Source organism: Streptomyces sp. AP-93, from assembly GCF_022808175.1.
GTDB lineage: Bacteria > Actinomycetota > Actinomycetes > Streptomycetales > Streptomycetaceae > Streptomyces.
On sequence record NZ_JALGBX010000002.1, the window covers coordinates 401,895 to 423,901 of the forward strand.

The 22,007-nt window shown below is 70.1% G+C and carries 20 protein-coding genes and 1 pseudogene; 8 read left to right on the forward strand and 13 right to left on the reverse strand.

From position 1 onward, the window contains the following. The first annotated feature begins 180 nt into the window (after positions 1–180). Both pknB and MTF69_RS05075 read left to right on the forward strand, forming a co-directional pair. Positions 181–2,232, forward strand: a complete 2,052-nt coding sequence (pknB, locus tag MTF69_RS05070; RefSeq protein ID WP_243331044.1) for a Stk1 family PASTA domain-containing Ser/Thr kinase — start codon at positions 181–183, stop codon at positions 2,230–2,232. 152 nt (positions 2,233–2,384) lie between these two features. Beyond that, entirely contained in the window at positions 2,385–3,422 is a 1,038-nt protein-coding gene (locus MTF69_RS05075) for a restriction endonuclease (protein WP_243331045.1), read from the forward strand. Positions 3,423–3,470: 48 nt separating this feature from the next. On the opposite strand, the gene MTF69_RS05080 is transcribed toward MTF69_RS05075, so the two are convergent. The 6 genes and pseudogenes from MTF69_RS05080 to MTF69_RS05105 form a co-directional block, all read right to left on the reverse strand. Beyond that, on the reverse strand, positions 3,471–4,184 hold the full coding sequence (locus tag MTF69_RS05080) for a class E sortase (protein ID WP_243331046.1): 714 nt from the start codon (positions 4,182–4,184) through the stop codon (positions 3,471–3,473). A 10-nt stretch (positions 4,185–4,194) separates the two neighbouring features. Next, positions 4,195–4,875: pseudogene (locus tag MTF69_RS05085) on the reverse strand (class E sortase); the annotation flags it as partial. 137 nt (positions 4,876–5,012) lie between these two features. Beyond that, the gene (locus MTF69_RS05090) at positions 5,013–5,651 is read right to left on the reverse strand and encodes an aminodeoxychorismate/anthranilate synthase component II (protein WP_243331047.1); all 639 of its coding nucleotides are present in this window, start codon (positions 5,649–5,651) and stop codon (positions 5,013–5,015) included. Further along, positions 5,648–5,848: a hypothetical protein gene (locus MTF69_RS05095; protein WP_215021282.1), complete on the reverse strand. Its 201-nt coding sequence runs from the start codon at positions 5,846–5,848 to the stop codon at positions 5,648–5,650. Before MTF69_RS05095 ends, MTF69_RS05090 begins: the two co-directional genes overlap by 4 nt. A gap of 65 nt (positions 5,849–5,913) precedes the next feature. Beyond that, the gene (locus MTF69_RS05100; RefSeq protein WP_374322104.1) at positions 5,914–6,624 is read right to left on the reverse strand and encodes a class E sortase; all 711 of its coding nucleotides are present in this window, start codon (positions 6,622–6,624) and stop codon (positions 5,914–5,916) included. A 13-nt stretch (positions 6,625–6,637) separates the two neighbouring features. Next, a complete protein-coding gene (locus tag MTF69_RS05105) occupies positions 6,638–7,414 on the reverse strand; it encodes a DUF881 domain-containing protein (protein ID WP_243331049.1) in 777 nt (258 codons plus the stop codon). 91 nt (positions 7,415–7,505) lie between these two features. Between MTF69_RS05105 and crgA the strand changes: the two genes are divergently transcribed. Further along, positions 7,506–7,760 (forward strand): cell division protein CrgA, encoded by a 255-nt coding sequence (crgA, locus tag MTF69_RS05110; protein WP_243331050.1) that lies wholly within the window; start codon positions 7,506–7,508, stop codon positions 7,758–7,760. Positions 7,761–7,866: 106 nt separating this feature from the next. On the opposite strand, the gene MTF69_RS05115 is transcribed toward crgA, so the two are convergent. Together MTF69_RS05115 and MTF69_RS05120 are read right to left on the reverse strand one after the other, a co-directional pair. Continuing rightward, the gene (locus tag MTF69_RS05115; RefSeq protein WP_243331051.1) at positions 7,867–8,751 is read right to left on the reverse strand and encodes a rhomboid family intramembrane serine protease; all 885 of its coding nucleotides are present in this window, start codon (positions 8,749–8,751) and stop codon (positions 7,867–7,869) included. Positions 8,752–8,845: 94 nt separating this feature from the next. Beyond that, positions 8,846–9,373, reverse strand: a complete 528-nt coding sequence (locus MTF69_RS05120; protein ID WP_243331053.1) for a peptidylprolyl isomerase — start codon at positions 9,371–9,373, stop codon at positions 8,846–8,848. Positions 9,374–9,549: 176 nt separating this feature from the next. Between MTF69_RS05120 and MTF69_RS05125 the strand changes: the two genes are divergently transcribed. After that, positions 9,550–10,308, forward strand: coding sequence for a DUF5324 family protein (locus MTF69_RS05125; protein WP_243331055.1), 759 nt, complete (start codon positions 9,550–9,552; stop codon positions 10,306–10,308). Between the two features lie 99 nt (positions 10,309–10,407). Here the strand turns inward: MTF69_RS05125 and MTF69_RS05130 are convergent, their stop codons facing one another. Beyond that, the gene (locus tag MTF69_RS05130) at positions 10,408–10,914 is read right to left on the reverse strand and encodes a LysM peptidoglycan-binding domain-containing protein (RefSeq protein WP_243331058.1); all 507 of its coding nucleotides are present in this window, start codon (positions 10,912–10,914) and stop codon (positions 10,408–10,410) included. A gap of 159 nt (positions 10,915–11,073) precedes the next feature. Further along, complete coding sequence (locus MTF69_RS05135) at positions 11,074–11,553, reverse strand: MarR family winged helix-turn-helix transcriptional regulator (protein ID WP_243331059.1); 480 nt, start codon at positions 11,551–11,553, stop codon at positions 11,074–11,076. A gap of 109 nt (positions 11,554–11,662) precedes the next feature. Between MTF69_RS05135 and MTF69_RS05140 the strand changes: the two genes are divergently transcribed. Continuing rightward, complete coding sequence (locus MTF69_RS05140) at positions 11,663–13,147, forward strand: MFS transporter (protein ID WP_243331060.1); 1,485 nt, start codon at positions 11,663–11,665, stop codon at positions 13,145–13,147. A 52-nt stretch (positions 13,148–13,199) separates the two neighbouring features. Here MTF69_RS05140 and MTF69_RS05145 read toward each other — a convergent pair whose 3' ends face one another. The 3 genes from MTF69_RS05145 to MTF69_RS05155 form a co-directional block, all read right to left on the reverse strand. Then, positions 13,200–14,018, reverse strand: a complete 819-nt coding sequence (locus tag MTF69_RS05145; RefSeq protein WP_243331062.1) for an isocitrate lyase/phosphoenolpyruvate mutase family protein — start codon at positions 14,016–14,018, stop codon at positions 13,200–13,202. Positions 14,019–14,151: 133 nt separating this feature from the next. Further along, positions 14,152–17,160: a glycine--tRNA ligase gene (locus MTF69_RS05150; protein WP_243331064.1), complete on the reverse strand. Its 3,009-nt coding sequence runs from the start codon at positions 17,158–17,160 to the stop codon at positions 14,152–14,154. A gap of 244 nt (positions 17,161–17,404) precedes the next feature. Next, a complete protein-coding gene (locus MTF69_RS05155) occupies positions 17,405–18,283 on the reverse strand; it encodes a LuxR C-terminal-related transcriptional regulator (protein ID WP_243331067.1) in 879 nt (292 codons plus the stop codon). Between the two features lie 301 nt (positions 18,284–18,584). Here MTF69_RS05155 and MTF69_RS05160 point away from each other — a divergent pair, with 301 nt between their 5' ends. The 3 genes from MTF69_RS05160 (at position 18,585) to MTF69_RS05170 (ending at position 22,006) form a co-directional block, all read left to right on the forward strand. Next, the gene (locus MTF69_RS05160) at positions 18,585–18,737 is read left to right on the forward strand and encodes a hypothetical protein (RefSeq protein WP_243331069.1); all 153 of its coding nucleotides are present in this window, start codon (positions 18,585–18,587) and stop codon (positions 18,735–18,737) included. A 75-nt stretch (positions 18,738–18,812) separates the two neighbouring features. Further along, complete coding sequence (locus tag MTF69_RS05165) at positions 18,813–19,565, forward strand: SDR family oxidoreductase (protein ID WP_243331071.1); 753 nt, start codon at positions 18,813–18,815, stop codon at positions 19,563–19,565. 242 nt (positions 19,566–19,807) lie between these two features. Continuing rightward, entirely contained in the window at positions 19,808–22,006 is a 2,199-nt protein-coding gene (locus MTF69_RS05170) for an iron-containing redox enzyme family protein (protein ID WP_243331073.1), read from the forward strand. The last annotated feature ends 1 nt before the right edge of the window (position 22,007 follow it).

The following is a 22,007-nucleotide window of genomic DNA, read 5'->3' on the forward strand; positions in this document are numbered from 1 at the left end:
GCACCGCAGAGGTGATCCGGGTCACTGTTCCCGCCTGGATCCGAGCGTACGGTACCGGTCCGGTATCAGCCTGTGGTCACGAACCGATCACCGACGATCGGCCGGTAGCCTTTGCGCGAACAGCACACCGCCGGACCACACACCGGTGCGGTCGGGACTGACGGAGAGGGCTGCAACGTTATGGAAGAGCCGCGTCGCCTCGGCGGCCGGTACGAGCTGAGCCACGTGCTCGGCCGCGGTGGCATGGCCGAGGTCTACCTCGCCCACGACACCCGGCTCGGCCGTACCGTCGCCGTCAAGACCCTGCGTGCCGACCTCGCCCGCGACCCGTCCTTCCAGGCCAGGTTCCGCCGCGAGGCCCAGTCGGCCGCATCGCTCAACCACCCGGCGATCGTCGCCGTGTACGACACCGGCGAGGACTACGTCGACAACATCTCCATCCCGTACATCGTGATGGAGTACGTCGACGGCTCGACCCTGCGCGAGCTCCTGCACTCCGGCCGCAAGCTGCTGCCCGAGCGCACCCTGGAGATGTGCATCGGCATCCTCCAGGCGCTGGAGTACTCGCACCGCGCCGGCATCGTGCACCGCGACATCAAGCCCGCCAACGTCATGCTGACCCGCTCCGGCCAGGTCAAGGTCATGGACTTCGGCATCGCCCGCGCCATGGGCGACTCCGGCATGACCATGACGCAGACCGCCGCAGTCATCGGCACCGCCCAGTACCTCTCCCCCGAGCAGGCCAGGGGCGAGCAGGTCGACGCGCGCTCCGACCTCTACTCGGCCGGCTGCCTGCTGTACGAGCTCCTCGCCGTCCGGCCGCCGTTCATCGGCGACTCCCCGGTCGCCGTCGCCTACCAGCACGTACGGGAAGAGCCCCAGCCCCCGTCGAACTTCGACTCCGAGATCACGCCCGAGATGGACGCGATCGTGTTGAAGGCGCTGGTCAAGGACGCCGACTACCGCTACCAGTCCGCCGACGAGATGCGCGCCGACATCGAGGCCTGCCTCGACGGGCAGCCCGTCGCCGCCACCGCCTCCATGGGCGCCGCCGGCTACGGCTACCCCGACCAGGGGCACGGCTACGGACACCAGGGCTACGACCAGCCCACCACCGCCCTGCGCACCGCCGACCCGAACCAGACCTCCATGCTCCCGCCGATGCCCCCGGGCGACGGCGGATACGGGACCAACGGATACGCGGACCAGGGCGGCTACGACCAGGGCGGCCGCGGCCGCCGTCCGCAGAAGAAGAGCAAGGCCTCGACGATCCTGCTGGTCACCGCCGGCATCCTCGTCCTGGTCGGGGCGATCCTGATCGGGCGCTCCATCTTCAGCACCACCGCCGACAACCGGCCCGAGGTCCCCAAGCTCATCGGCGAGACCCTCGATGCGGCCAAGGCCAACGCGGACAACGTCGGTCTCGTCGTCCAGCAGGACGGGGAGATGCCCTGCGAGACCGCCCCCAAGGGCAGCGTCTGCGAGCAGTCCCCGGCCGAGGGCCTCAAGGTCGACAAGAACTCCGTCATCAAGGTGAAGATCTCCACCGGCGCGCCCAAGGTCGCCGTACCGGACGTCCTCCGCCTGCCGTTCGACACCGCGGAGAAGACCCTCAAGGACAAGGGCTTCCAGGTCACGAAGACGCTGGAGGAGTCCGAGGCGTCGCCCGGCACCGTCCTGGGACAGGACCCGAAGAGCGGCGGCCAGGTCGAGGCGGGCAGCACCATCGCGCTGACGGTGGCCAAGGAAATCTCCAAGGTGACCGTCCCGGACCTGACCGGCAAGAGCCAGGGCGACGCGTCGAAGGCCCTGCAGGCCCTCAAGCTGAAGCTCGGCAGCGTCACGGAGGTCGACGCGCCCCCGGGCACGGCCCCCCGTACGGTCGTCGGCCAGGACCCCGGCATCAACAGCCAGGTCGACGTCGGCTCGACGGTCAACATCTCGGTCGCCAAGCCGGTCGAGCAGCTCCAGGTCCCGAACCTGGTCGGCAGGACCGTCAACCAGGCCAGGGATCTGCTGGCCGCCAAGGGCCTGGTCTTCGGATCCGTCCTGTCGGGCTCCTCGGACGGCAAGGCGAGGATCCTGAGCACGGACCCCGCTGTCGGCAGCCCGGCGACCGTCGGCATGGTGATCAACGTGAACACGGTGCCCGAGAACCAGCAGAACGGCGGCAACGACGGCAACGACGGCAACGACGGCGACGGCGGCTTCTTCGGAGGCCTGGGCGGCTGACCGCGCAGCAACGAGCACCAACGGGCACCAACGGGTCGGGCCCCTCTCCACGAGAGGGGCCCGACCCATTTTTCGTACGTGTCTTCATATGTACGAAATCCGTTAGCCCGGACGGGGACGGGCAGCAGAGCCCGCCCGGGAAGGGACAGGTCGTGATCAACGAATCGGTGCTGCTGGAGTCCAGGACTTTGCGCACGAGCGTCCTGGAGCGGACGGAAGCCCTGGACAAGGTGAAGGCGCTGTCCCTCCTGCCGGACGGGCTGCATGTGACGACTGCGATGGTGGCAACGTTCTACGAGGTCGCGGAGACAGCGATCCGCCAACTCGTTCAGCGTCATCGGGATGAGCTCGCGGGCAACGGGATGGCCGTGCTCCGAGGTTCCGAACTGCGGGATTTTGAGAGTGACAACTTGTCACTCTCAAAACGACGCAGCCTCACGATCTACAGCCGACGGACCGTCCTCAACGTCGGAATGCTCCTCAGGGACAGCGAAGTCGCACGTCAGGTCCGTACGCACCTCCTCGACTCGGAGTACGAGGTCCGCACGCGTCCTGTGGACAACTCCATCCACAGGCTGCGCCGAGACGAGTTCGACGAGCGGATCGACAGTCGCATCACCGACGTACTCGGCAAGACCGTCGTGCCGATGCTGAACGTCCTCATCGAGACCTCCGGCGAACAGCGCCACGAGCTGATCTCCCTCCGGGAGGACGTCCAGCAGATCCAGCAGCGGCTCGTCGAGCACGACCTCCAGCTCAGCCGCCTCCAGCGGGGCCAGGACGTGAAGGCCCTCACCGGAGTCATCGGCACGATCGACGCCATGACCTGGAAGGAGTTCGAACAGCACGTCGCCGGCCTGCTGCGCCGCGACGGGTGCACCGACGTCGAGCTGTACGGCCGGCACGGCGGCGACCGCGGGGTCGACATCACCGCCCGCACCGCCGACGGGCGGGTGGTCGCCGTCCAGTGCAAGAACTTCGCCCCGTTCCGCCACGTCCTCAGCGGTGAGATGCAGAAGTTCCTCGGCGCTTCCAAGGTCCTACGTCAGGCCGACGTGGCCCTCTACGTGGCCACCTGCGCCTTCACGCGCGAGTCCTTGGCCATCGCCGCTCTGGGAGGCGTAACAGCCGTCCACAGGGGCCTTCTGGAGGCCTGGAGTGCCGGTGTACGGCTCCAGGTACTGCGCTGATTTTGAAAGCGACAGCCTGTCGCTTTCAAACGAGAGTTATCCACACCGTCAGCGCAGCTCCGCCGGAAGGCTCCGCTTCGCGTCGACCTTCTCCGTGCGGACCAGCTCGCCCCACACGATGTAGCGGTACTTCGAGGTGTACACGGGCGTGCAGGTCGTCAGGGTGATGTAGCGGCCCGGCGCCGTGCGGCCCGACTCCTTGGGGACCGGGCTGATCGAGTCCACGTTGTACTTCGAGGTCTGGCTCAGTTCCGCGAAGACCTTGTACACGTACCAGGTGTCGCGGGTCTCGAAGACGAGCGCGTCGCCGTTCTTCAGCTTGTCGATGTTGTGGAACTTGGCCCCGTGCCCGTCGCGGTGGGCCGCCAGCGCGAAATTGCCCGCCGGGTCCCACGGCAGCGCCGACTTGACCGGCTCCGTGTAGTAGCCGGCGACACCGTCGTTCAGGACCTCCGAGGCGGTGCCCCGCTTGACCAGCACCTCGCCGTTCTTCATCGCCGGCACGTGCAGGAAGCCGATCCCGCCCTGGGTGTCCAGCGCGCCCGGCGCCGCGGCCGCCTGCGAGGGCGCCGCCCGGTCCCACTGCGCGCGCACCGCGTCCCCGCGCGCGGAGGCGTCCCGGTCGGCCAGGACGTTCGTCCACCACAGCGAGTACGCCACGAACAGCCCGAGCACCAGGCCCACTGTGATCAGGACCTCGCCCAGCAGACTCAGGAACCCCGCGACGGCGCTGCGGTGCGGGGGCGGTGCGGCACGTGACACTGCGGATCCTCTACGGGCTGGTCAGCTCGGGCGGAGCACCCTGACTGCGGGGGCGTTCAGCTGTCATCCTGCCCCATACGATCAGCCGGTAGGTGCTGGTGAACTCCGGGGTACAGGTGGTCAGCGTGATGTACCGGCCCGGGGCAGTGAATCCCGATCCGGCCGGCACCGGCTTGATCACCGCCACGTTCGACGGCGGGGTCTGCGCGAGCTGCGCGCTCGTCTCGTACGTGTAGTACGCGTCCCGGGTCTCCACCACGATCTTGTCCCCCGGCACCAGCCGGTTGATGTAGCGGAACGGTTCCCCGTGCGTGTTCCGGTGGCCCGCCAGCGCGAAGTTGCCCTGGCGGTCGGCCGGCATCCCGGTCGCGAGCGGCGCCTCGGAGTAGTGGCCGACCATGCCCTTGTCGAGGACCTTCGCCTTGTTCGTCCCCTCCGCGACCGGCACCTTCACGTCCAGCTTCGGGATGTACAGGATCGCGAAGCCCTGGCCCGGCTCGAATGCCGCCGCGACCGGCGGGGCGGCCGCCCCGGCCGGATCGCGGTCCCAGTTCTCGAGCAGGGAGCCGGCCGCGTCATCGGCCGTCCGGCCCGCGAGGAAGTTGGTGTACCAGAGCTGGTAGCCGACGAAGAGCAGCATCACCAGGCCCAGCGTGATGAACAGTTCCCCGGCGAGCCTGCTGACGACCACCACCGGTCCGCCCGAGGCCGGCCGCCTGCGCCGCCGGCCCCTGCCCCCGCCCCGCGCGCGCGTGCGCTTCGCGGCCTCCTGCGCTGCCCTGCGTCGCGCTGCCCGGCCCTCGGTGGGCGCGGACGGCGCGAGCGCCGTCACGCGACGGCCTTGCCCACCACCGGGGCGAGCCCCACCGAGCGCTCCACCGCGCCCGCGTCACCGCAGCGCACCAGCCAGTTCGCGAGCATCCGGTGGCCCCACTCGGTCAGCACGGACTCGGGGTGGAACTGCACGCCCTCGACGTCGTGCTCGCGGTGACGCAGACCCATGATGATCCCGTCCTCGGTCCGCGCGGTGACCTCCAGCGTGTCCGGGAGGGTCGGCGGCTCGGCCGCGAGGGAGTGGTAGCGGGTCGCGGTGAAGGGCGAGGGAAGTCCCTCGAAGACGCCGAGGCCCTCGTGGACCACCGGTGAGGTCTTGCCGTGCAGCAGTTCCGGAGCCCGGCCGACGACGCCTCCGTAGGCCACGGCCATCGACTGCATGCCGAGGCAGACGCCGAAGACCGGTACGCCCGTGTCCGCGCAGTGGCGGACCATGTCCACGCAGATGCCGGCCTCTTCGGGCGTGCCCGGACCCGGGGACAGCAGGACGCCGTCGAAGCCGTCCTGGGCGTGGGCGAGCTCGACCTCGTCGTTGCGCAGCACCTCGCACTCGGCGCCGAGCTGATAGAGGTACTGGACCAGGTTGAAGACAAAGCTGTCGTAGTTGTCGACAACCAGAATGCGCGCGCTCACGGAGTCGCTCCCGATCCCTCGTCCACCGTCACATCGTTGAACGGAAGCAGCGGCTCGGCCCACGGGAAGACGTACTGGAACAGCACGAACACCACCGCGAGCACCAGCACGAGGGAGATCACCACGCGTACCCACGCGTTACCCGGCAAATGCCGCCAGATCCAGCCGTACATGCCGCCTGTGTCCTTTTCGTCCACGATCGTTCAACGCACCGCAGGGGCGGTACGTCCACAGCCTAAAGCCACCCGCCCGGCGCGGAGGGTCACCTTGCCAAACCCTCCGGTGAGCCCTGTGCGAGGGTCCGCATACCGGTCAGTTCGGCCCAGACCACGAGCCGGTGGCTGTGGCCCCATTCCGGGTCGCAGGTGGTCAGCGTCAGGTACTTGCCCGGCCCGGTGAAGGGCGAGCGGCTCGGCACCGGATCGACCACGCCGACCTCCGTGGGGAGGGTGCGCAGCGCTTCGGCGCGGACGGTGTACGTGTACCAGCCGGTGGCGTCCTTGAGGATCACCAGGTCGCCGGGGCGCAGCTTGGGGATGTCCTTGAAGGGGTCCCCGTACGTGCGCCGGTGGCCGGCCACCGCGAAGTTCCCGGTGGAGCCGAGCCGGGCCGTGCCGGCGTAGTGGCCCAGGCCCTTCTTCAGCAGCTCGGTGCCCGTGCCCTCCAGGACGGGCTTGTTCCAGCGCGGGCCGAAGCGCGGGACGTACATCTCGGCGAAGGCCCGGCCCGGCGGGTACGCGGCGCTCTCCGGTGCGGCCGGGGCCGCCGACGGTGGTCCCGAGGGAGCGGGGGCGGGCTGCGGGGCGGCCGCGGGCGCCGCGGACCAGCGGTCGCGCATGCGGGCCATCTCCCCGTCCATGGCCTGGTCGGCCTTGACCCCGGTCCACAGCAGGACGTAGACCACGAAGAGCACGATGAGCGAGCCCGCGGTCAGGCACACCTCGCTGAACGTCCGTACCAGCAGGCGCGGCACGTCGACGTCACGGTCACGGGGTGGCGGACTCCAGCGGCTTCGCATAGTGGAGGTCCACTGTGCCGGAGTAGCCCGGCAGTGTCAGCGCCTTGTGCTCGTCCACTTTCCAGCCGAGCCCGTACGCGTTCACGTACAGCTGGTAGTTCTGCAGCGCCGGGGAGGCCGCGAGGGCCTTCTTCAGCGCGCCGGGGTCGCCGACCGCCGACACCTTGTACGGGGGCGAGTACACCCGGCCCTGGAGGATCAGGGTGTTGCCCACGCAGCGCACGGCGCTGGTGGAGATCAGGCGCTGGTCCATGACCTGGATGCCCTCGGCGCCGCCCTGCCAGAGGGCGTTGACCACGGCCTGGAGGTCCTGCTGGTGGATCACCAGGTCGTTGGGCTGCGGCTCGGGCACGTTGGGGATGCGGGCCGTGGCGTTCGGGGGCGCGTCGTTCAGGGTGACCGTGACGGCCTTGCCGGCGATCTCCTCGGTGCCGGAGGCGGCGCGCAGGGCGGCCAGCCTGGCGTCCTCGGCCTTGGTGCTCCCGTCGTCGCGCTCGGCGAGGGCGTCGACCTGGTCGCGTGCGGTGGCGGTGCTCTTCTCCAGCTCCAGATTGCTCTGGCTGCGCTCCTGGATCAGGTCGGACAGCTTGAGGAGCGAGGCGTCCGTCCGGATGTTCGTACCCTTGGAGGTGTTGAAGCTGGTGACGAAGATCAAGCCGGCCAGGGCGAAAACGGCGGCCGTGAGCAGCCGGACCGGTCTGGCACGGCGACGGGGACCCGCGGAGGAGTCGTCGGAATTGCTCAACGTACCCTTCTCCTTCAACGCCACAGGTCCACTACGCTAACGGACGCCCGGGGCAGGCAAGGTCCCCAGCCCATCGACAGGAGAGCCCCTCGTGCCGAAGTCACGTATCCGCAAGAAGGACGACTACACGCCGCCCCCCTCGCGGACGCCGCAGTCGATCAAGCTGACGAACCGCAACTGGGTCGCCCCGGTCATGCTGGCGTTCTTCTTGGTCGGCCTCGCATGGATCGTCGTTTTCTATCTGTCCGAGACCCAGCTTCCGATCGAAGCTCTCGGAAATTGGAACATTGTGGTCGGATTCGGCTTCATTGCGGCAGGATTCGGCGTCTCTACGCAGTGGAAGTAGCCCGGCTCCGCAAGCTCTCCCCATGAGTTATCCACAGCGTCATCCACACCTGAGGAAAAGACAGAAGATCTGTGGATAACTCTGTGGAGAGTTGACGCCGGTGTGATCAGTTGAGTACGGAAAGTTCAGCCGTGCGGATCACGATCAGGGCTGTGGCCAGCAGGAACACCGCCACACAGGTGCCCCACTGGACGAATTTGCGATTCCGCGCGCCCATGTCCTTGGCGGGCCACAGGAAGCCCGAGGCGACCAGCACACCGGTGACGAGGCCACCGATATGGGCCTGCCAGGACACGTTCAGCCCCGGCACGAAGGTCAGTACGAGCATGAACACCGCCATGGTGATCAGCGGGCGCATTTCGTACTGCATCCGGCGGAACAGCACCACCGTGGCACCGAGCAGGCCGAAGACGGCGCCCGAGGCGCCGAGGGTCGCGACGTTCGGCTCGGTCAGCAGGTAGACCACGGCGCTGCCGCCCAGGGCCGACAGCAGGTACACGGCGAGGTAGCGGGCCCGGCCGAGGGCCTGCTCCAGCGGCCCGCCGATGAACCACAGGGCGAGCATGTTGCCGAAGACGTGCCACAGCGCGGTGTGCAGGAACGTCGAGGTCAGCAGTCGGTAGTACTCGCCGGTGGAGACGCCTTCGAGCGGCCAGCCCACCTGCTCCCGGTACCGGCCCAGCAGCTCCGCCTGGATCACCAGCCCTGGAAAGATCTGGGCCGCGAGGAACACGGCCGCGTTGATCCCGATCAGGATCTTGGTGACCAGGTGCGGATCCGCGGCCACCACCCCGCCCGCGATCGTCCGCGGAGCGTTGGCCGCGGGCCCGTGGCCCGTTCCCGAGCCCCCGCGGACGCACTCGGGGCACTGGAAGCCGACCGAGGCGCTGATCATGCACTCGGGGCAGATCGGCCGCTCACAGCGCGTACAGCTGATCCCGGTCTCACGGTCCGGGTGCCGGTAGCAGCCCGGAAGACGGTCGGTGTCCATCGGTCCCCTCGGTCGGCGGCGAGGCGGCGGATCCGCCGCGCCCGTCCGGTACGTATCGAGGACGGACGGGCGGGGCCGAAAGGTTCCCCTGCGCTCAGCGCTTCTCGATGACGACGGAATGGATGATCACGTCGTCGAGGGGCCGCTCGGTGCGCGGATTGGTGGGACCTGCGGCGATGGTGTCGACGATCTTCCGGCTGGCCTTGTCGCTGATCTCGCCGAAGATGGTGTGCTTGCGCGTCAGCCAGGCGGTGGGGGCGACGGTGATGAAGAACTGCGAGCCGTTGGTGCCCGGGCCGGCGTTCGCCATCGCGAGCAGGTAGGGCTTGGTGAAGGCCAGGTCGGGGTGGAACTCGTCGGCGAACTGGTAGCCGGGGCCGCCGGTGCCGTTGCCCAGCGGGTCGCCGCCCTGGATCATGAACCCGCTGATGACGCGGTGGAAGACGGTCCCGTCGTAGAGCGGGTCCGTGGTCTTCTGACCGTCGGTGGGACGCGTCCACTCGCGCTCGCCGGTGGCGAGTTCCACGAAGTTGCGCACGGTCTTCGGAGCGAAGTTCGGCAGAAGCTCGATCTCGATGTCGCCGTGGTTGGTCTTCAGGGTGGCGTAGAGCTTCTCGGCCACGGATCTGCCTTCCTCTCGTCATCACTGTCGGTTTCAGATCCTCGCACGGAGAGCTGCACCGGACGGAAATCGTCCACCCGTATGCCCTGTCACGCATGCCGGGCGGCGTTATGGGAGGCATGATCCGACAAAGGGTGGAAAGGTGAACTGTGTCCGCCACCGAGGAGGAGGATCCTGTGACCCGCAAGGAAAGCGTGCGCCTGGCAGCATCAAGTGCCAGGGATACGGCGCGGCACGCAGCGGAAGTGGTGGCGCCGTACGCGGAATCCGCCAAGGACGCTGCGGTGCATTACGCCCACGAAGCCAATGAACGGCTCGCACCGAAGGTGTCGCACGCGGCCGGCGAGGCTGCCAAACAAGCCCGCCAGACGTACGACTGCCACGTACAGCCCATGATCAAATCAGCACGCTCCCACGTGCCGCCGAATGTGGACCGGGCCGCGTCCAAGGCCGTGAAGCAGACCCGCCTGGCCGCCCGGCACGCGGCGGAGTACACGCAGCCGCGTCTGGAGAGCGCCCTCGCGGCGGCCCAGCCGGTGGCCGAGGAGGCCGCTTCCCGGTCGACGGCGGCGCTGGCGGCGCTGCGCGGCCAGGTATCGGCCAAGGAGGTCCACAAGCTCGTACGGCGCCACGAGCGGCGTGCGCGCTGCGGCCGCCTGTTCAAGGGCGTGGCGGTGGTCGGCGTCCTGGCCGGCGGAGCCTATGCCGCGTGGCGCTGGTGGGACCGGCAGTCGAACCCGGACTGGCTCGTCGAGCCGCCGGCCGCCACCGAGCTGTCGGCGCGGGAGCAGGAGGCGCCCGCCTCCTTCGACGACGAGCTGGCGGCGAAGGAGCGCGACGCCGGGACGTCGGATTTCGTGTCCGGCCTGGAAGAGGAGGCCGAGGCCGCGCAGGAGCGGATCGACGCGGAGGACGCGAAGCGCAAGCACCGCTGAGGAACACGCGATGAGAGTGGGGCCCGGATCCTGGAAAGGATCCGGGCCCCACTCTCGTGCTTCGTGCTTTCGTGCTTCGTGCTTTCGTGCTTCGTTCCGCTAGCTGGGGAGGTTGAGCTTCATCCCCGGGTGGATCATGTCGGGGTTCGAGCCGATGACGCCCTTGTTCATCGCGTAGAGCTCGCGCCAGCGGCCCTCGTTGCCGAGTTCGCGGCGGGCGATCGCGGAGAGCGAGTCGCCCGAGCGGACGGTGTACGTGCGCTGCGCCCTGGGCGCGGGCTTCGGCATCGGGGCCGCGGGCACCGCCTTGTGCGCGGCGGAGGCCGGCGTGGGCGTGTGCGGGGCGGGCCGCGCGACGGGGGGTGCCGGTGCGGCCTTGGGCGGCATCGGTGCGGCCTTGGGCGGCGCCGCCGCCGCCATGCGCTCGGCGGCCGCCTTGGTCGCCGCTGCCGAGTCGGTGTACTTGGTCCCGGTGTCGGCGGGCATCGCCGGCGGGGTTGCCGGAGCGGCTGCGGCCTGCTGCTGCACCTGCTCAGCCGCCTTCTCCGCGGCCTTCTCGGCTTGTTCCTTCTTCTTGTCGGACCTCATGAAGTCGAACAGTCCCATGTGCGTACGCCTCCGGCATGGTGGTGCCCCCCTTGGCTGAGTGCCTTGTCCCCACTCTCTGTCAGAAGGCGCCGGACGGCCCTGTGACAGGGCCATCCGGGGGATACGGGTGGACACCAGTGAGCGCCCCGGTGGACACCAGTGGACACCGGGGCGCTGCTACTGGCGGGCCCTGCGAGCCGGCCTCGGGCTCTCCGACGGGGTTGCCAGATCGCCCTTCACCAGCAGGTTCAGCACGCGCAGCACGGCCTCGCGGTCCGCGTCCGGGAGGGAGGCCAGGGCGTCCGCGTGGACCTGGTCGACGATGCGGCTGCTCTCCTGCGCCAGGGCCGCGCCCTGCTCGGTGACGACGATGACGCGGGCCCGGCGGTCGGTGCTGGACTGCCGCCGCTCGGCCAGGCCGGCCTTCTCCAGGGCGTCGACGGTGACGACCATCGTCGTCTTGTCCATCCCACCGATCTCGGCGAGCTGGATCTGCGTCCGTTCCTCCCCCAGGGCGTGCACGAGCACGCAGTGCATCCGTGCCGTGAGCCCGATCCGGTCGAGCGCCGCCGCCATCCGGGTGCGCAGGACGTGGCTGGTGTGGTCCAGGAGGAAGGAGAGGTCCGGCTCGTTCTGTGCGGGCGCCATGGCTGTCATGTCCGCCAGTCTAGCAATTCAGTCCCCAACAGATCGTCTGCAACAGAACTATCTGATACGGTCTTACCAAGTCAGCCCACCGCTCACCGCTCACCGACTGGGGACACAGATGCCTGCCACTTCCGCTCCCGCCGCCCCTCCCATCGCCTCTCCCATCGCTTCCGCCGCCTCCTCCCCGGCCGCACCGCGCGGGCTGCGCTCCCGGTGGACCGCCCTCGGGGTGCTGTCCACCGGCGTCCTGATGACCGTCCTCGACGGCAGCATCGTCACCGTCGCGATGCCGGCCATCCAGAACGACCTCGGCTTCACCCCCGCGGGACTCAGCTGGGTCGTCAACGCCTACCTGATCGCCTTCGGCAGCCTGCTGCTCCTCGCCGGCCGGCTCGGCGACCTCATCGGCCGCAAGCGGATGTTCCTGGCCGGGACCGGCGTCTTCACCGGAGCCTCCCTGCTCGCCGGGTTCGCCGGCTCCCCCGAGGTACTGATCGCCGCCCGGTTCCTGCAGGGCCTCGGCAGCGCCATGGCCGCGGCCGTCAGCCTGGGCATCCTGATCACGCTGTTCACCGAACCCCGCGAGCGGGCCAAGGCCATCGCCGTCTTCTCGTTCACCGGCGCGGCCGGAGCCTCCCTGGGCCAGGTGCTCGGCGGCGTCCTGACCGATGCCCTCGACTGGCACTGGATCTTCTTCATCAACCTGCCCATAGGACTCGCCGCCCTCGCGCTCGCCCTGCCCGCGCTCCCCGCCGACCGCGCTGATGCCGGGCCGGGTCTGCGCGCCGGGGCCGACGTCATCGGCGCCCTCCTGGTCACCGCCGGCCCGATGCTCGGCATCTTCACCGTCGTCGAGGCGGAGCGCTACGGCTGGATCTCCGCGCACACCCTCGGCCTCGGCACGCTCTCGGTCGCCCTGCTCGCCGGCTTCACCGCACGCCAGGCCAAGGCCCGCACCCCGCTGGTACCGCTGCGGATCTTCCGTTCGCGGACCGTGGTCGGCGCGAACCTGGTCCAGATGCTGATGGTGGCCGCGCTGTTCTCCTTCCAGGTCCTGGTCGCCCTGTACCTCCAGAACGTGCTCGGCTACGGAGCCGCCGAGACCGGCCTGGCGATGCTCCCGGCGGCCGTGGTCATCGGCGGGGTCTCCCTCTTCGCCTCGGCCCCGCTGAACGCCCGCTTCGGCGAACGGGGCGTCCTCCTGGCCGGACTGTCCCTGCTCGTCGCCGCCCTCGGCCTGCTGACCCGGCTCCCGGTCCACGCCGACTACGTCACCGACCTGCTCCCCGTGATGCTGCTCGCCGCCGGCTTCGGCCTGGCCCTGCCCGCCCTCACCGCACTCGGCATGTCCGGCGCCGACGAGCGGGACGCGGGCCTCGCCTCCGGCCTGTTCAACACCACCCAGCAGATCGGCATGGCCCTCGGCGTCGCCGTCCTCTCCACCCTGGCGGCCGCCCGCACCGACTCCCTGCTCTCCACCGGCCGCGAGCGCGCCGCCGCCCTGACCTCCGGCTACCACCTGGCCTTCGGCATCGGGACCGGCCTGATGGTCACGGCGCTCGTGGTGGCCGCGACGCTGCTGCGGACCGGCCGGCGCCGGTGACGCCCGCCCCGATGTTTCACGTGAAACATCGGGGCAGGGCGCGGTCAGGGCCCTACTTCACGAAGAGGCCGTTGAGCGTGCCGTAGTCGACCGCCCCGTCGAGCGCCCCGTACGTCCCCTGCTCCAGCACCTCCACCGCCGCGGCGCGGGCCGCCGTATACGCCGCCTGGGCCACGCCGGTCCCGACACTGACCCGGCGCACCCCGGCCTTCGCCAGCTCGGCGACGGACGGACCGCCCGGCCCGGCCATGGCGTTGACCGGCAGCGGACCCCGCGCGATCTCGCTCAGGGCGTCCAGGTCCAGCAGCCCCGGCACGAAGATCCCGTCGGCCCCGGCGGCGGCGTACGCCTCCACCCGTGCCAGTACGTCGGCGAGACGGCCGGACTCCTCACCGATCCCGAACAGGAAGACGTCGGTACGGGCGTTGATCACCAGCTCCGGCAGCCCGGCCGCGACGGCCGCCGCACGGGCGGCGCTGATCCGTTCGGCCTGCTCCGAGGCGGTGTGGATCGTACCGTCGGCCGCCTTCGAGTCCTCCAGGTTGATCCCGACGGCGCCCACCGCCACCACCTCGCGCACGGTGGCCGCGACGTCCTCGTAGCCGCCCTCGATGTCCACGGTTACCGGGACGTCCACGGCCGCCACGATCCGCGCGGCCGCCGCCAGCATCTCCGGCCCCGTCGCGTGCTGCCCGTCCCCGCGCCCGATCGACCAGGCCACGCCCCCACTGGTGGTGGCGATGGCCGCCGCCCCGGCCGACTCGATCACGGCCGCGCTGCCCGCGTCCCAGGCATTGGGCAGGACGAGTACGCCCTCACCCAACGCCCGGAGCCGCAGGGCCTTCTCGGTGGTCTTCGCATCCACAGTCATCCGGGATCTCCTCAACATCGGCCTTGCTGAATGATCGTCATACCGCCCAACCGGGCAGAGATTAACGCGAAAGGCCCCCTGCCCGGCGTGTGCTCCGGGCAGGGGGCCTCAGCTCACGGCTGTCGAGAGCCGGTTACAGCGCGCGCCAGTCCAGGGTCGTACGGGCCAGTCGCGCCACGTCGTCCAGCAGGGCCAGCCGGGCCGCACGGACCGCCGGGTCGGGGTCCATCACCAGGACGTCGTCGAAGAAGGCGTTGATCGCGACGACCAGCGGGGCGGAGACCTCGATCAGCGCGGCGAGGTCGTCCTCGCGGCCGGTCAGGGACGCGCGGACGGCCTGCGCGCTCTCGGCGAGGCGCAGCTCGGCGGGAGCGGTCAGCGGGGAACGGTCCACCGCGTCCGCGCCGCCTTCCGCAGCGTCTGCGGGGAGGATGCGCACCACGCGCTGGAGTGCGGCGGTGAGCCCGTCGAACGCCTCGGTGCCGACGTGACGCTCCAGCGTGGCCAGGGTGCGGTCGCCGTGGGCGGGGCGATCGGCCCACACCAGGACGGCCTGGACCAGGCGGTGCTCGTGTCCGGCGTCGGTGAGCTGCTGCTCGTAGCGACGGGTGATCAGCTCGGCGGCCTCCGTGAGCCGCTCGGCGGGCACCTCGACGCCCTGGGCGGCAAAGCGTTCGGCCGCCGCGCGAAGCGCCTCGTTCACGCGGACGCCGGCCAGCGCGGGAGTGCTCCGCAGCACGTTGAGCAGACCGATGGCGGCCCTGCGCACACCGAACGGATCGGAGCTTCCGGTCGGCGCGGCGCCGATCACGAACATGCCCGTCACCAGGTCGAACCGGTCGGCGAGCGACAGTATGGCGCCCGCGTCACCGGCGGGCAGCGCGCCGCCGGCGGAACGCGGCAGCTCCATCTCGGCCAGGGCTCGCGCGACCTCCGCGGACTCCCCGGCGTGGCGTGCGTACTCCTCGGCCATCACTCCGGCCAGGCCGGAGAACTCGACGACCATCTGGGAAGCCAGGTCGAACTTCGCCAGCGCACCGGCGCGGCGCACCGTGGCGAGCGCGTCCTCGTCGAGCCCCGCCTTCGCGGCCAGGCCGAGGGCGAGGGCGGCGATGCGGTCGGCGCGGTCGGCGACCGTGCCGAGCCGGTCCTCGAAGGTCAGCTTGTCCAGCCGGCCGCGGAGCTCCTGGGGGGAGACCTTCAGGTCGGCGCGGAAGAAGAAGGCGGCGTCCTCGTAACGGGCCCGCAGCACCGCCTCGTTGCCCGAACGCACCACGTCGTCGTCGCACGTGCCGTTGGCGAAGGTGATGAAGTGGGGCATGAGGCGCCCGCCCGCGTCCAGCACCGGCAGGTAGCGCTGGTGCTTGCGCATCACGGTGGTCAGGACGCTGGCGGGCAGGTCGAGGTAGCTCTCGTCGAAGGATCCCCGGACCGGGTGCGGGAACTCCACGATGTCGGTGATCTCGTCGATCAGTCCGGCTTCACCGGCCACGTCGATGGATCCGCCGACCTCTGCCGCCGACTCGTGGGCTCCGCGCACCACCACGTCGCGGCGGGCCTCGCGGTCCAGCAGGATGCCGTGCATCTTGAGGAGGTGCGCGTAGCCCTCGGCGGACGCCACCTGGACGACCGGGTCGGGGGCCGTGCGGTGGACCCGGGTGGTGTTGCCCGAGGCGAGCGCGGAGACGGCGACCGGCAGGGGCGTGCTGCCGAGCAGGGCGAGCAGCCAGCGGACGGGGCGGGAGAACGACAGGGTCGGGTCGTTCCACCGCATGTTGCGGCCGGCGCGCAGCCCGGACACGACCTCGGCCAGCAGTTCGCTGAGCACCTGGACCGCCGGTCGGCCCGGCTCTTCGCGGGTGAGCACCACGTACTCGACACCGCTGACGTCGAGGACCCGCAGGTCCGCCGGGTCGACGCCCTGGCTGCGGGCGAAGCCCAGCAGGGCGGGGGTGGGCGCGCCGTCCTTGTAGGCGGCGGCGGCCTTGGGGCCGCGCACGGTCTTGGCGGTGTCCGGCTCGCGCGGCTCCACGCCGTCGACCGTGATCACGATGCGGCGCGGCGTCGCCATCGCGGTGATCGGGCCGTGCCCCAGCCGGGTGGCGGCCAGCTTGGCCGTGACCGCCTCGCGCACCGCGTCGGTGGTGGTGCGGACATCGGCGTGCGGCAGCTCCTCCATGCCGATCTCGAACAGCAGCGTCTCGGTGCTGGACACCGTGGGCAGCGCGGCCCGCACGGCGGCGGCCGGCGCGGCCGCCACTCCGAGCGGGTACTCCAGTACCGCGCGGCGCTGCGCCCACAGCTTGGCCGACTCGTGGGTGAGCCCGCGCATCAGGGAGAAGGCCTTGGCCCGCTCCGTGGTGCTGAGCGCGCCGCGCGCGTCGAGCACGTTGAAGGTGTGGCTGCACTTGAGCACGTACGTATAGGCCGGGATGGGCAGCTCGAGGTCGATCATGCGCCGGGCCTCGGACGCGTACGCCTCGAAGAGCTTGTGGTTGGTGTCGACGTCGGCGTCGTCGAGGTAGTGGCGGCTCATCTCGTACTCGTTCTGGCCGAACACCTCGCCGTAGGTGATGCCCGGCGCGTAGAGGATGTCCTTGAAGTGGGACACGCCCTGGAGGTTCATCAGGATGCGCTCGAGGCCGTAGGTGATCTCCACCGACACCGGGGACAGGGTGACCCCGCCGACCTGCTGGAAGTAGGTGAACTGGGTGATCTCCATGCCGTCCAGCCAGACCTCCCAGCCCAGCCCCCAGGCACCGAGCGCGGGCGAGGCCCAGTTGTCCTCCACGAACCGCACGTCGTGCGCGCTCAGGTCGACGCCGAGCGCCTGGAGGCTGCCCAGGTACAGCTCCTGCGGATTGCCCGGGTCGGGCTTGAGGATCACCTGGAACTGGGTGTGGGTCTGGAGCCGGTTCGGGTTCTCGCCGTAGCGCGAGTCGTCAGGCCGCACGCTGGGCTCGACGTAGGCGACGCTCCAGGGCTCGGGCCCGATCACCCGCAGCGCCGTGGACGGGTTGGCCGTTCCGGCCCCCACCTCCGTGTTCAACGGCTGCGTGATCATGCAGCCGTTGTCGCTCCAGTACTTCTGCAGGGTGAGGATCGCGTCCTGCATCGTCAGCGCGGTGTGGCCGTTCTTCATGGTGATCGAATCGCCTGTTTCCCGAGTCGGTGCGGCAAGGTGGTTTCGTGCGCGGGCGCCGTCGCACGCCCGAACGCCCCTGAGGTGCTGTTCCTGGATCTCACTGTTCCTGGATCTGACTCCGGTCCCGGACGACCGGCAGGCCCGCTCTCCGCAGACCCGGTCCAAGTCTGCCTCCAGCATTCGTGCGACCTGCTCCGGGGGCAGTTCACCGACGTCGTCGGCCGACGGACCGGAACGGGAGTCAGACCACGTCCTCCCCCGGCCTTGCGTCGACCCCCGTGCCCCTCGGCGGCTCCACGATCCCGCGGACGGCGAGCAGGTAGCCCATCTCGACCCGGCTGCGGCTGCCCAGGACCTCAGAGGTCCTCTTCACGTGGTTGGCCACCGAGCGGAGGCTGATGCCGAGCTGGCTCGCGATGGCCTTGTCGGGCAACCCGGTGACGAGAAGGCGCAAGACGGAGAGGCGGATCCCCTCGGTCAGGATGTCCAGGGGGGAGCCGGGGTGCATGAGCATCGGTTCGGCTCGGGCCCACTCGTGCGAGAAGGACCTGACCAGGTACTGCACGATGCCGGGGTGGCGGACCACGAGGGCTTCGGTGCTCCGGCTGAGGACGCTGGGGATGAACGCGACCGTGCGGTCACACACGATCAGCCGCTCGAACAGCTCCTCCGACGTGCGGACCTCGGCTCCGGCAGCCGTGATCTGTTCCACGTAGGACAGCGTCGGGCCGTGAGTGCGGACCGAGTGCTGGTAGAGCGTGCGCTGGCGCACTCCCCGGGCGGCGAGCTTGAGGTCCCGGGGCAACGCCTCCGCCAGCAGTGCGGGGGCGCGTCCGCCGCCGGGCTGCATGGTCAGCAGCTCGCTGACACAGTTGCTGACGGCCTGTTCCAAGGCTGTACTGATGACATCGGCTCCGATGAGCCGCCGGACGAGGGCATCGCCTTCCTGGGCCTCCAGGTAAACGCCTTCCAGCCGGGACAGCGAGACCCGCATCGCCGCCAGCCGGTGCTGGTTGTCGAGGATCGTGCGCTCGATCGGCTGGGTGATGCCGAAGAGGGCCACGTCGGGCGGGACCGCCACGCACTGCCCGGTCTCCGGTGAGGGGCGGATCAGTCCCATCTCCACGATGCAGGACGGCATTTCACCCGACGCGCGACCACCTCGGAGCGCGTCTCGGTACGCGTTCACGCCACGGTCGCAGATGTCCGCGTGCCCGTTCAATGACCCTTCATCAGCACTTATACACATAACGTCCCCTTGCATTTTTCTGCACTGCATCTAGATCTTGCCGTTATTCATTGTCGACGGCGCGACCGGGGTGGAAGTCTCAAGGGGTGCCCAGGGAAGCCGCAACCTTTTCGGGGCATAGAGGAATTTCCTCATTCCCGAAGTCGTCTCACTGGTGGAAGAAGATAAGACGTTGACCGGCGCCATCTCTGCCCTGATTTTCGCCCTGCTCGGTTCCGCTTCCGGCCTCGTGGCCGCGGATGCAGCCCACTCGGCCCCGCACAAGGCCTCCCACAACGTCTCCCACAAGGCGATCGCCCCGTACAGCGACTCCGCCTGGGGTTAGGCAGCCCCGCACCTCCCTCCCACCCTCTTCCAGCCCTTCGAACCCCTCGGTTCGAACCCCCTCAGAAGGAACGCAATGACCCGCACAGCGGTCGTCACCGGTGCCAGCAGCGGAATCGGGAAGGCCACCGCGCAGCGGCTGGCCAAGGACGGCTACCACGTCGTCCTGGTCGCCCGTCGCGCCGAACGGCTGGCCGGGCTGGCCGAGGAGACCGGTGGCACGGCAGTGGCCTGCGACATCACCGACCCCGCGGCAGTGCGCACCGCCTTCGCGGCTCTGGACCACTGTGACCTGCTGGTCAACGTCGCAGGCGGGGCGCTGGGCGCCGAGCCGACGGCCGAGGCCACCGGAGAGTCCTGGCAGTGGATGTTCTCCGTGAACGTGCTGGGCACCCTCCACGTGACCCGGACCCTGCTGCCCTTGCTGCTCGCCTCGTCCGACGGCGGAACCATCGTCAACATCACCTCGACGGCGGCGTTCGTCAGCTATGAGGGTGGCGCCGGATACAGCGCCGCCAAGGCCGCCGAGCACGCGCTCACCGAGACCCTGCGCCTCGAACTGTGCGGCACCCCGGTCCGGGTCGTCGAGATCGCCCCCGGGATGGTCCAGACCGAGGAGTTCGCCCTCAACCGGTTCCACGGCGACGCGGAGAAGGCGGCCGCCGTCTACGCCGGTGTGGACCGGCCGCTGCGCGCCGAGGACGTCGCCGAGTGCGTGGCGCTCACCGTGGCCCTGCCGCAGCACGTGAACGTCGATCGCCTGGTGGTGCGCCCGGTGGCCCAGGCCGCCCAGCACAAGACGCACCGGGGATCCATTTTCCCCGCCTGACAATCCAGATTCCGGTCACATTAAGCCTGCGGCCACCTTCGCTCTGGCCGAAAATCATCGAAAGGGGGTGAGCTCTGTCATGTCCTTGTGGCGAACGATTAAGGAAAAGCTCTTCGGGCGCAAGCGCCGGAAGAAGAACGACGCCTCCATTTACCCGATGTTCTGAGTGCCGACCGTCTTTTCGGAGCCGCGGAACTCGCCGGGGACGACCGGCCGACATTATCTGTAAAGGAATCCAGAAGGTGCACGCCACCTCACCGATCGCTCGCGCCGTCTACACCCGGGCAGCCGACCCGGAGTGCCTGCTGCCGGGCGGCCCGCTCCTGGACGAACTCCGCACCGAACTGGCCCGGTTCGAGCCGGAGTGCGGGCTGCTCGAAAGCCTCGACGAGCTCCGTGCCCACGCTTCCCAGTGGGCCGCCCGGGAGACCACCCGCTTCACCGGCCTGCTGGACCGTGCCACCACCGCCGGCGACCGGCAGGCCCTGGTGCGGCGGGCGGCGCTGTCGAACGCTCCGCTCGCCCTGCTGTCCGGGGCCTGGCTCCAGTGGCTCAGCGCCCCCGGCAACTTCGAGAGCCTGCCGACCCTGCGCACGCTCAGCCTGTACGCCTCCGACGTGGGCGCGGGCCACCCGCACGCCTCGCGCGGCTCCGCCTACCTCGCCCTGCTGCGGCGGTTGCGGCTGGCGGAGTACGCCGTGCCCGCAGCCAGGCTCACCCAGGACCAGCGCATCGAGGAGGACGCCTTCTTCGTCCCGTCGGTGCTGCTGACCCTCGGGCGCCGTCCGGAGGACTTCCGGCCCGAGATCCTCGGCGCCGACCTCTGCCTGCGCGCAGTGGGACTGCTGCCCGCACTCGCCCTGGTCAAGCAGGCCCATCCGCACGACGCGGCCTGGGAATTGATCGACCCGAGCACCGCCAGGGAGCCCGGCGGTCCCACCGCGACCGAGCAGGCCCTCGCCGCCATCGACGCCCTGGGCGCCGTGGGCGAAGACGAGGCCGAGAGCGGGGCCGAGGCCGGGGCCGAGACCGGGGGAGACCGGGCCGGCCGCGTCGCCGACGGCTTCCGCTGGGCGCTGGGCGCGCTCCAGGCGTGGGGCGCACACCTCTACACCCGCCTTGAGGCCTCCCTCGATCCCGCCCACGGGATGGCCGAGCTGATGCGGCTGCGGGCCCGCGAGGGTGCCGTCTACCACCACGACTTCCCCATGGAGGGCAAGCCGCTCTCCCACTGGCTCACCGACTGCCTGACCGATGCCGGGCCGTTCCTGAGCGTCCTGGCCCGCAGCCGGATGGTCAAGCCCGGCCGTTCCGAGGCGAGTTCGCTCGTCGGCGGTCTGGTCGGGGAGCGGGGACCCATGTTCCGGGTGTTCTCACCCGAGGACCTGGAGGTCATCAGCCGCTGGATCGACTCGCTGCCACCGCGGGAGCACGCCGCCGAGGGCGCGGGCGACGACGACGCCGCCCGGACGAGCCGTTCCCTACCGGCCCTGCCCGCGCCCAACCTGCCGTCCCTTGCGTCCGAGCCCGAGGAGCAGGGCCGAGTCCCGGGAGACATCCGCGAGGCGTACTGGATGCTCCAGCAGCGCACCGCCACCCCGGCCCTGCACCACTGGGCGCAGCGGTACGTGCGGGGCTGGCTGGCCCGCTCCGGGCTCGGCATCGGGCGCAGCGGGATGCACCTGCCCGAGGCGTGGCCGGCCGAGGGGCTGCGGCCGTGGCTCGCCGCCGAGCACGACCGGCACGGGGCGGAGTTCGCGGAGGGGCACGAGGTCCCCGTACCGTCCCGTCAGGAACTGATCCACTCCACCGCACAGTTGGCTCCCCTGACCCTGATCGACGGGGCCTGGCTGCAGGGGTTCACCGATTACGAAGAGGCGTCCTCCGAGATCGGCTTCTCGCTCTTCGAGACGTACTGGGACGAGCTCGGCAACGGCGAGCCGCACCTGAACCACCCCCTCATCTACCGGCAGGTGCTGGCGGAGATGGACGTGGACGTGCCGCCCTCCGGGTCCAGGGAGTTCGCCCAGTGGTCCGGCTTCCAGGACTCCTCCTTCGAACTGCCCGTCTACTGGCTCGCCATCGGCCGGTTCCCGCGCACCTTCCTGCCCGAGGTCCTGGGCCTGAACCTGGCGATGGAGCTGTCCGGGGTGGGCGGCTCGTACCGCAGGGCCCGGATCGCCCTCAAGACGCACCGGTTCAGCACCCGCTTCGTGGACATCCACAACACCATCGACAACGTCTCCACCGGTCATTCCGCCTGGGCCGCAGACGCCGTGGACACCCTGATGTCCACCGTGCCGGCCACATTGGCGCCGGAGGTGTGGGCCCGCGTGCGCACGGGATTCCGGTCCCTCACGCCGCCCTCCGGATTCCGCGCCCGGCAGGCACAGCGGCGCGCCCAGAGCGCCTCCGCCCCCGACAGACGCTTCATGCGCTAAG

Coding starts and splice junctions, on each gene's coding strand:
- pknB (WP_243331044.1), top strand. CDS start 181: ATGGAAGAGCCGCGTCGCCTCGGCGGCCGGTACGAGCTGAGCCACGTG.
- MTF69_RS05115 (WP_243331051.1), bottom strand. CDS start 8,751: ATGGACACCGACCGTCTTCCGGGCTGCTACCGGCACCCGGACCGTGAG.
- MTF69_RS05130 (WP_243331058.1), bottom strand. CDS start 10,914: ATGGGACTGTTCGACTTCATGAGGTCCGACAAGAAGAAGGAACAAGCC.
- MTF69_RS05135 (WP_243331059.1), bottom strand. CDS start 11,553: ATGACAGCCATGGCGCCCGCACAGAACGAGCCGGACCTCTCCTTCCTC.
- MTF69_RS05140 (WP_243331060.1), top strand. CDS start 11,663: ATGCCTGCCACTTCCGCTCCCGCCGCCCCTCCCATCGCCTCTCCCATC.
- MTF69_RS05145 (WP_243331062.1), bottom strand. CDS start 14,018: ATGACTGTGGATGCGAAGACCACCGAGAAGGCCCTGCGGCTCCGGGCG.
- MTF69_RS05150 (WP_243331064.1), bottom strand. CDS start 17,160: ATGAAGAACGGCCACACCGCGCTGACGATGCAGGACGCGATCCTCACC.
- MTF69_RS05155 (WP_243331067.1), bottom strand. CDS start 18,283: ATGGGACTGATCCGCCCCTCACCGGAGACCGGGCAGTGCGTGGCGGTC.
- MTF69_RS05165 (WP_243331071.1), top strand. CDS start 18,813: ATGACCCGCACAGCGGTCGTCACCGGTGCCAGCAGCGGAATCGGGAAG.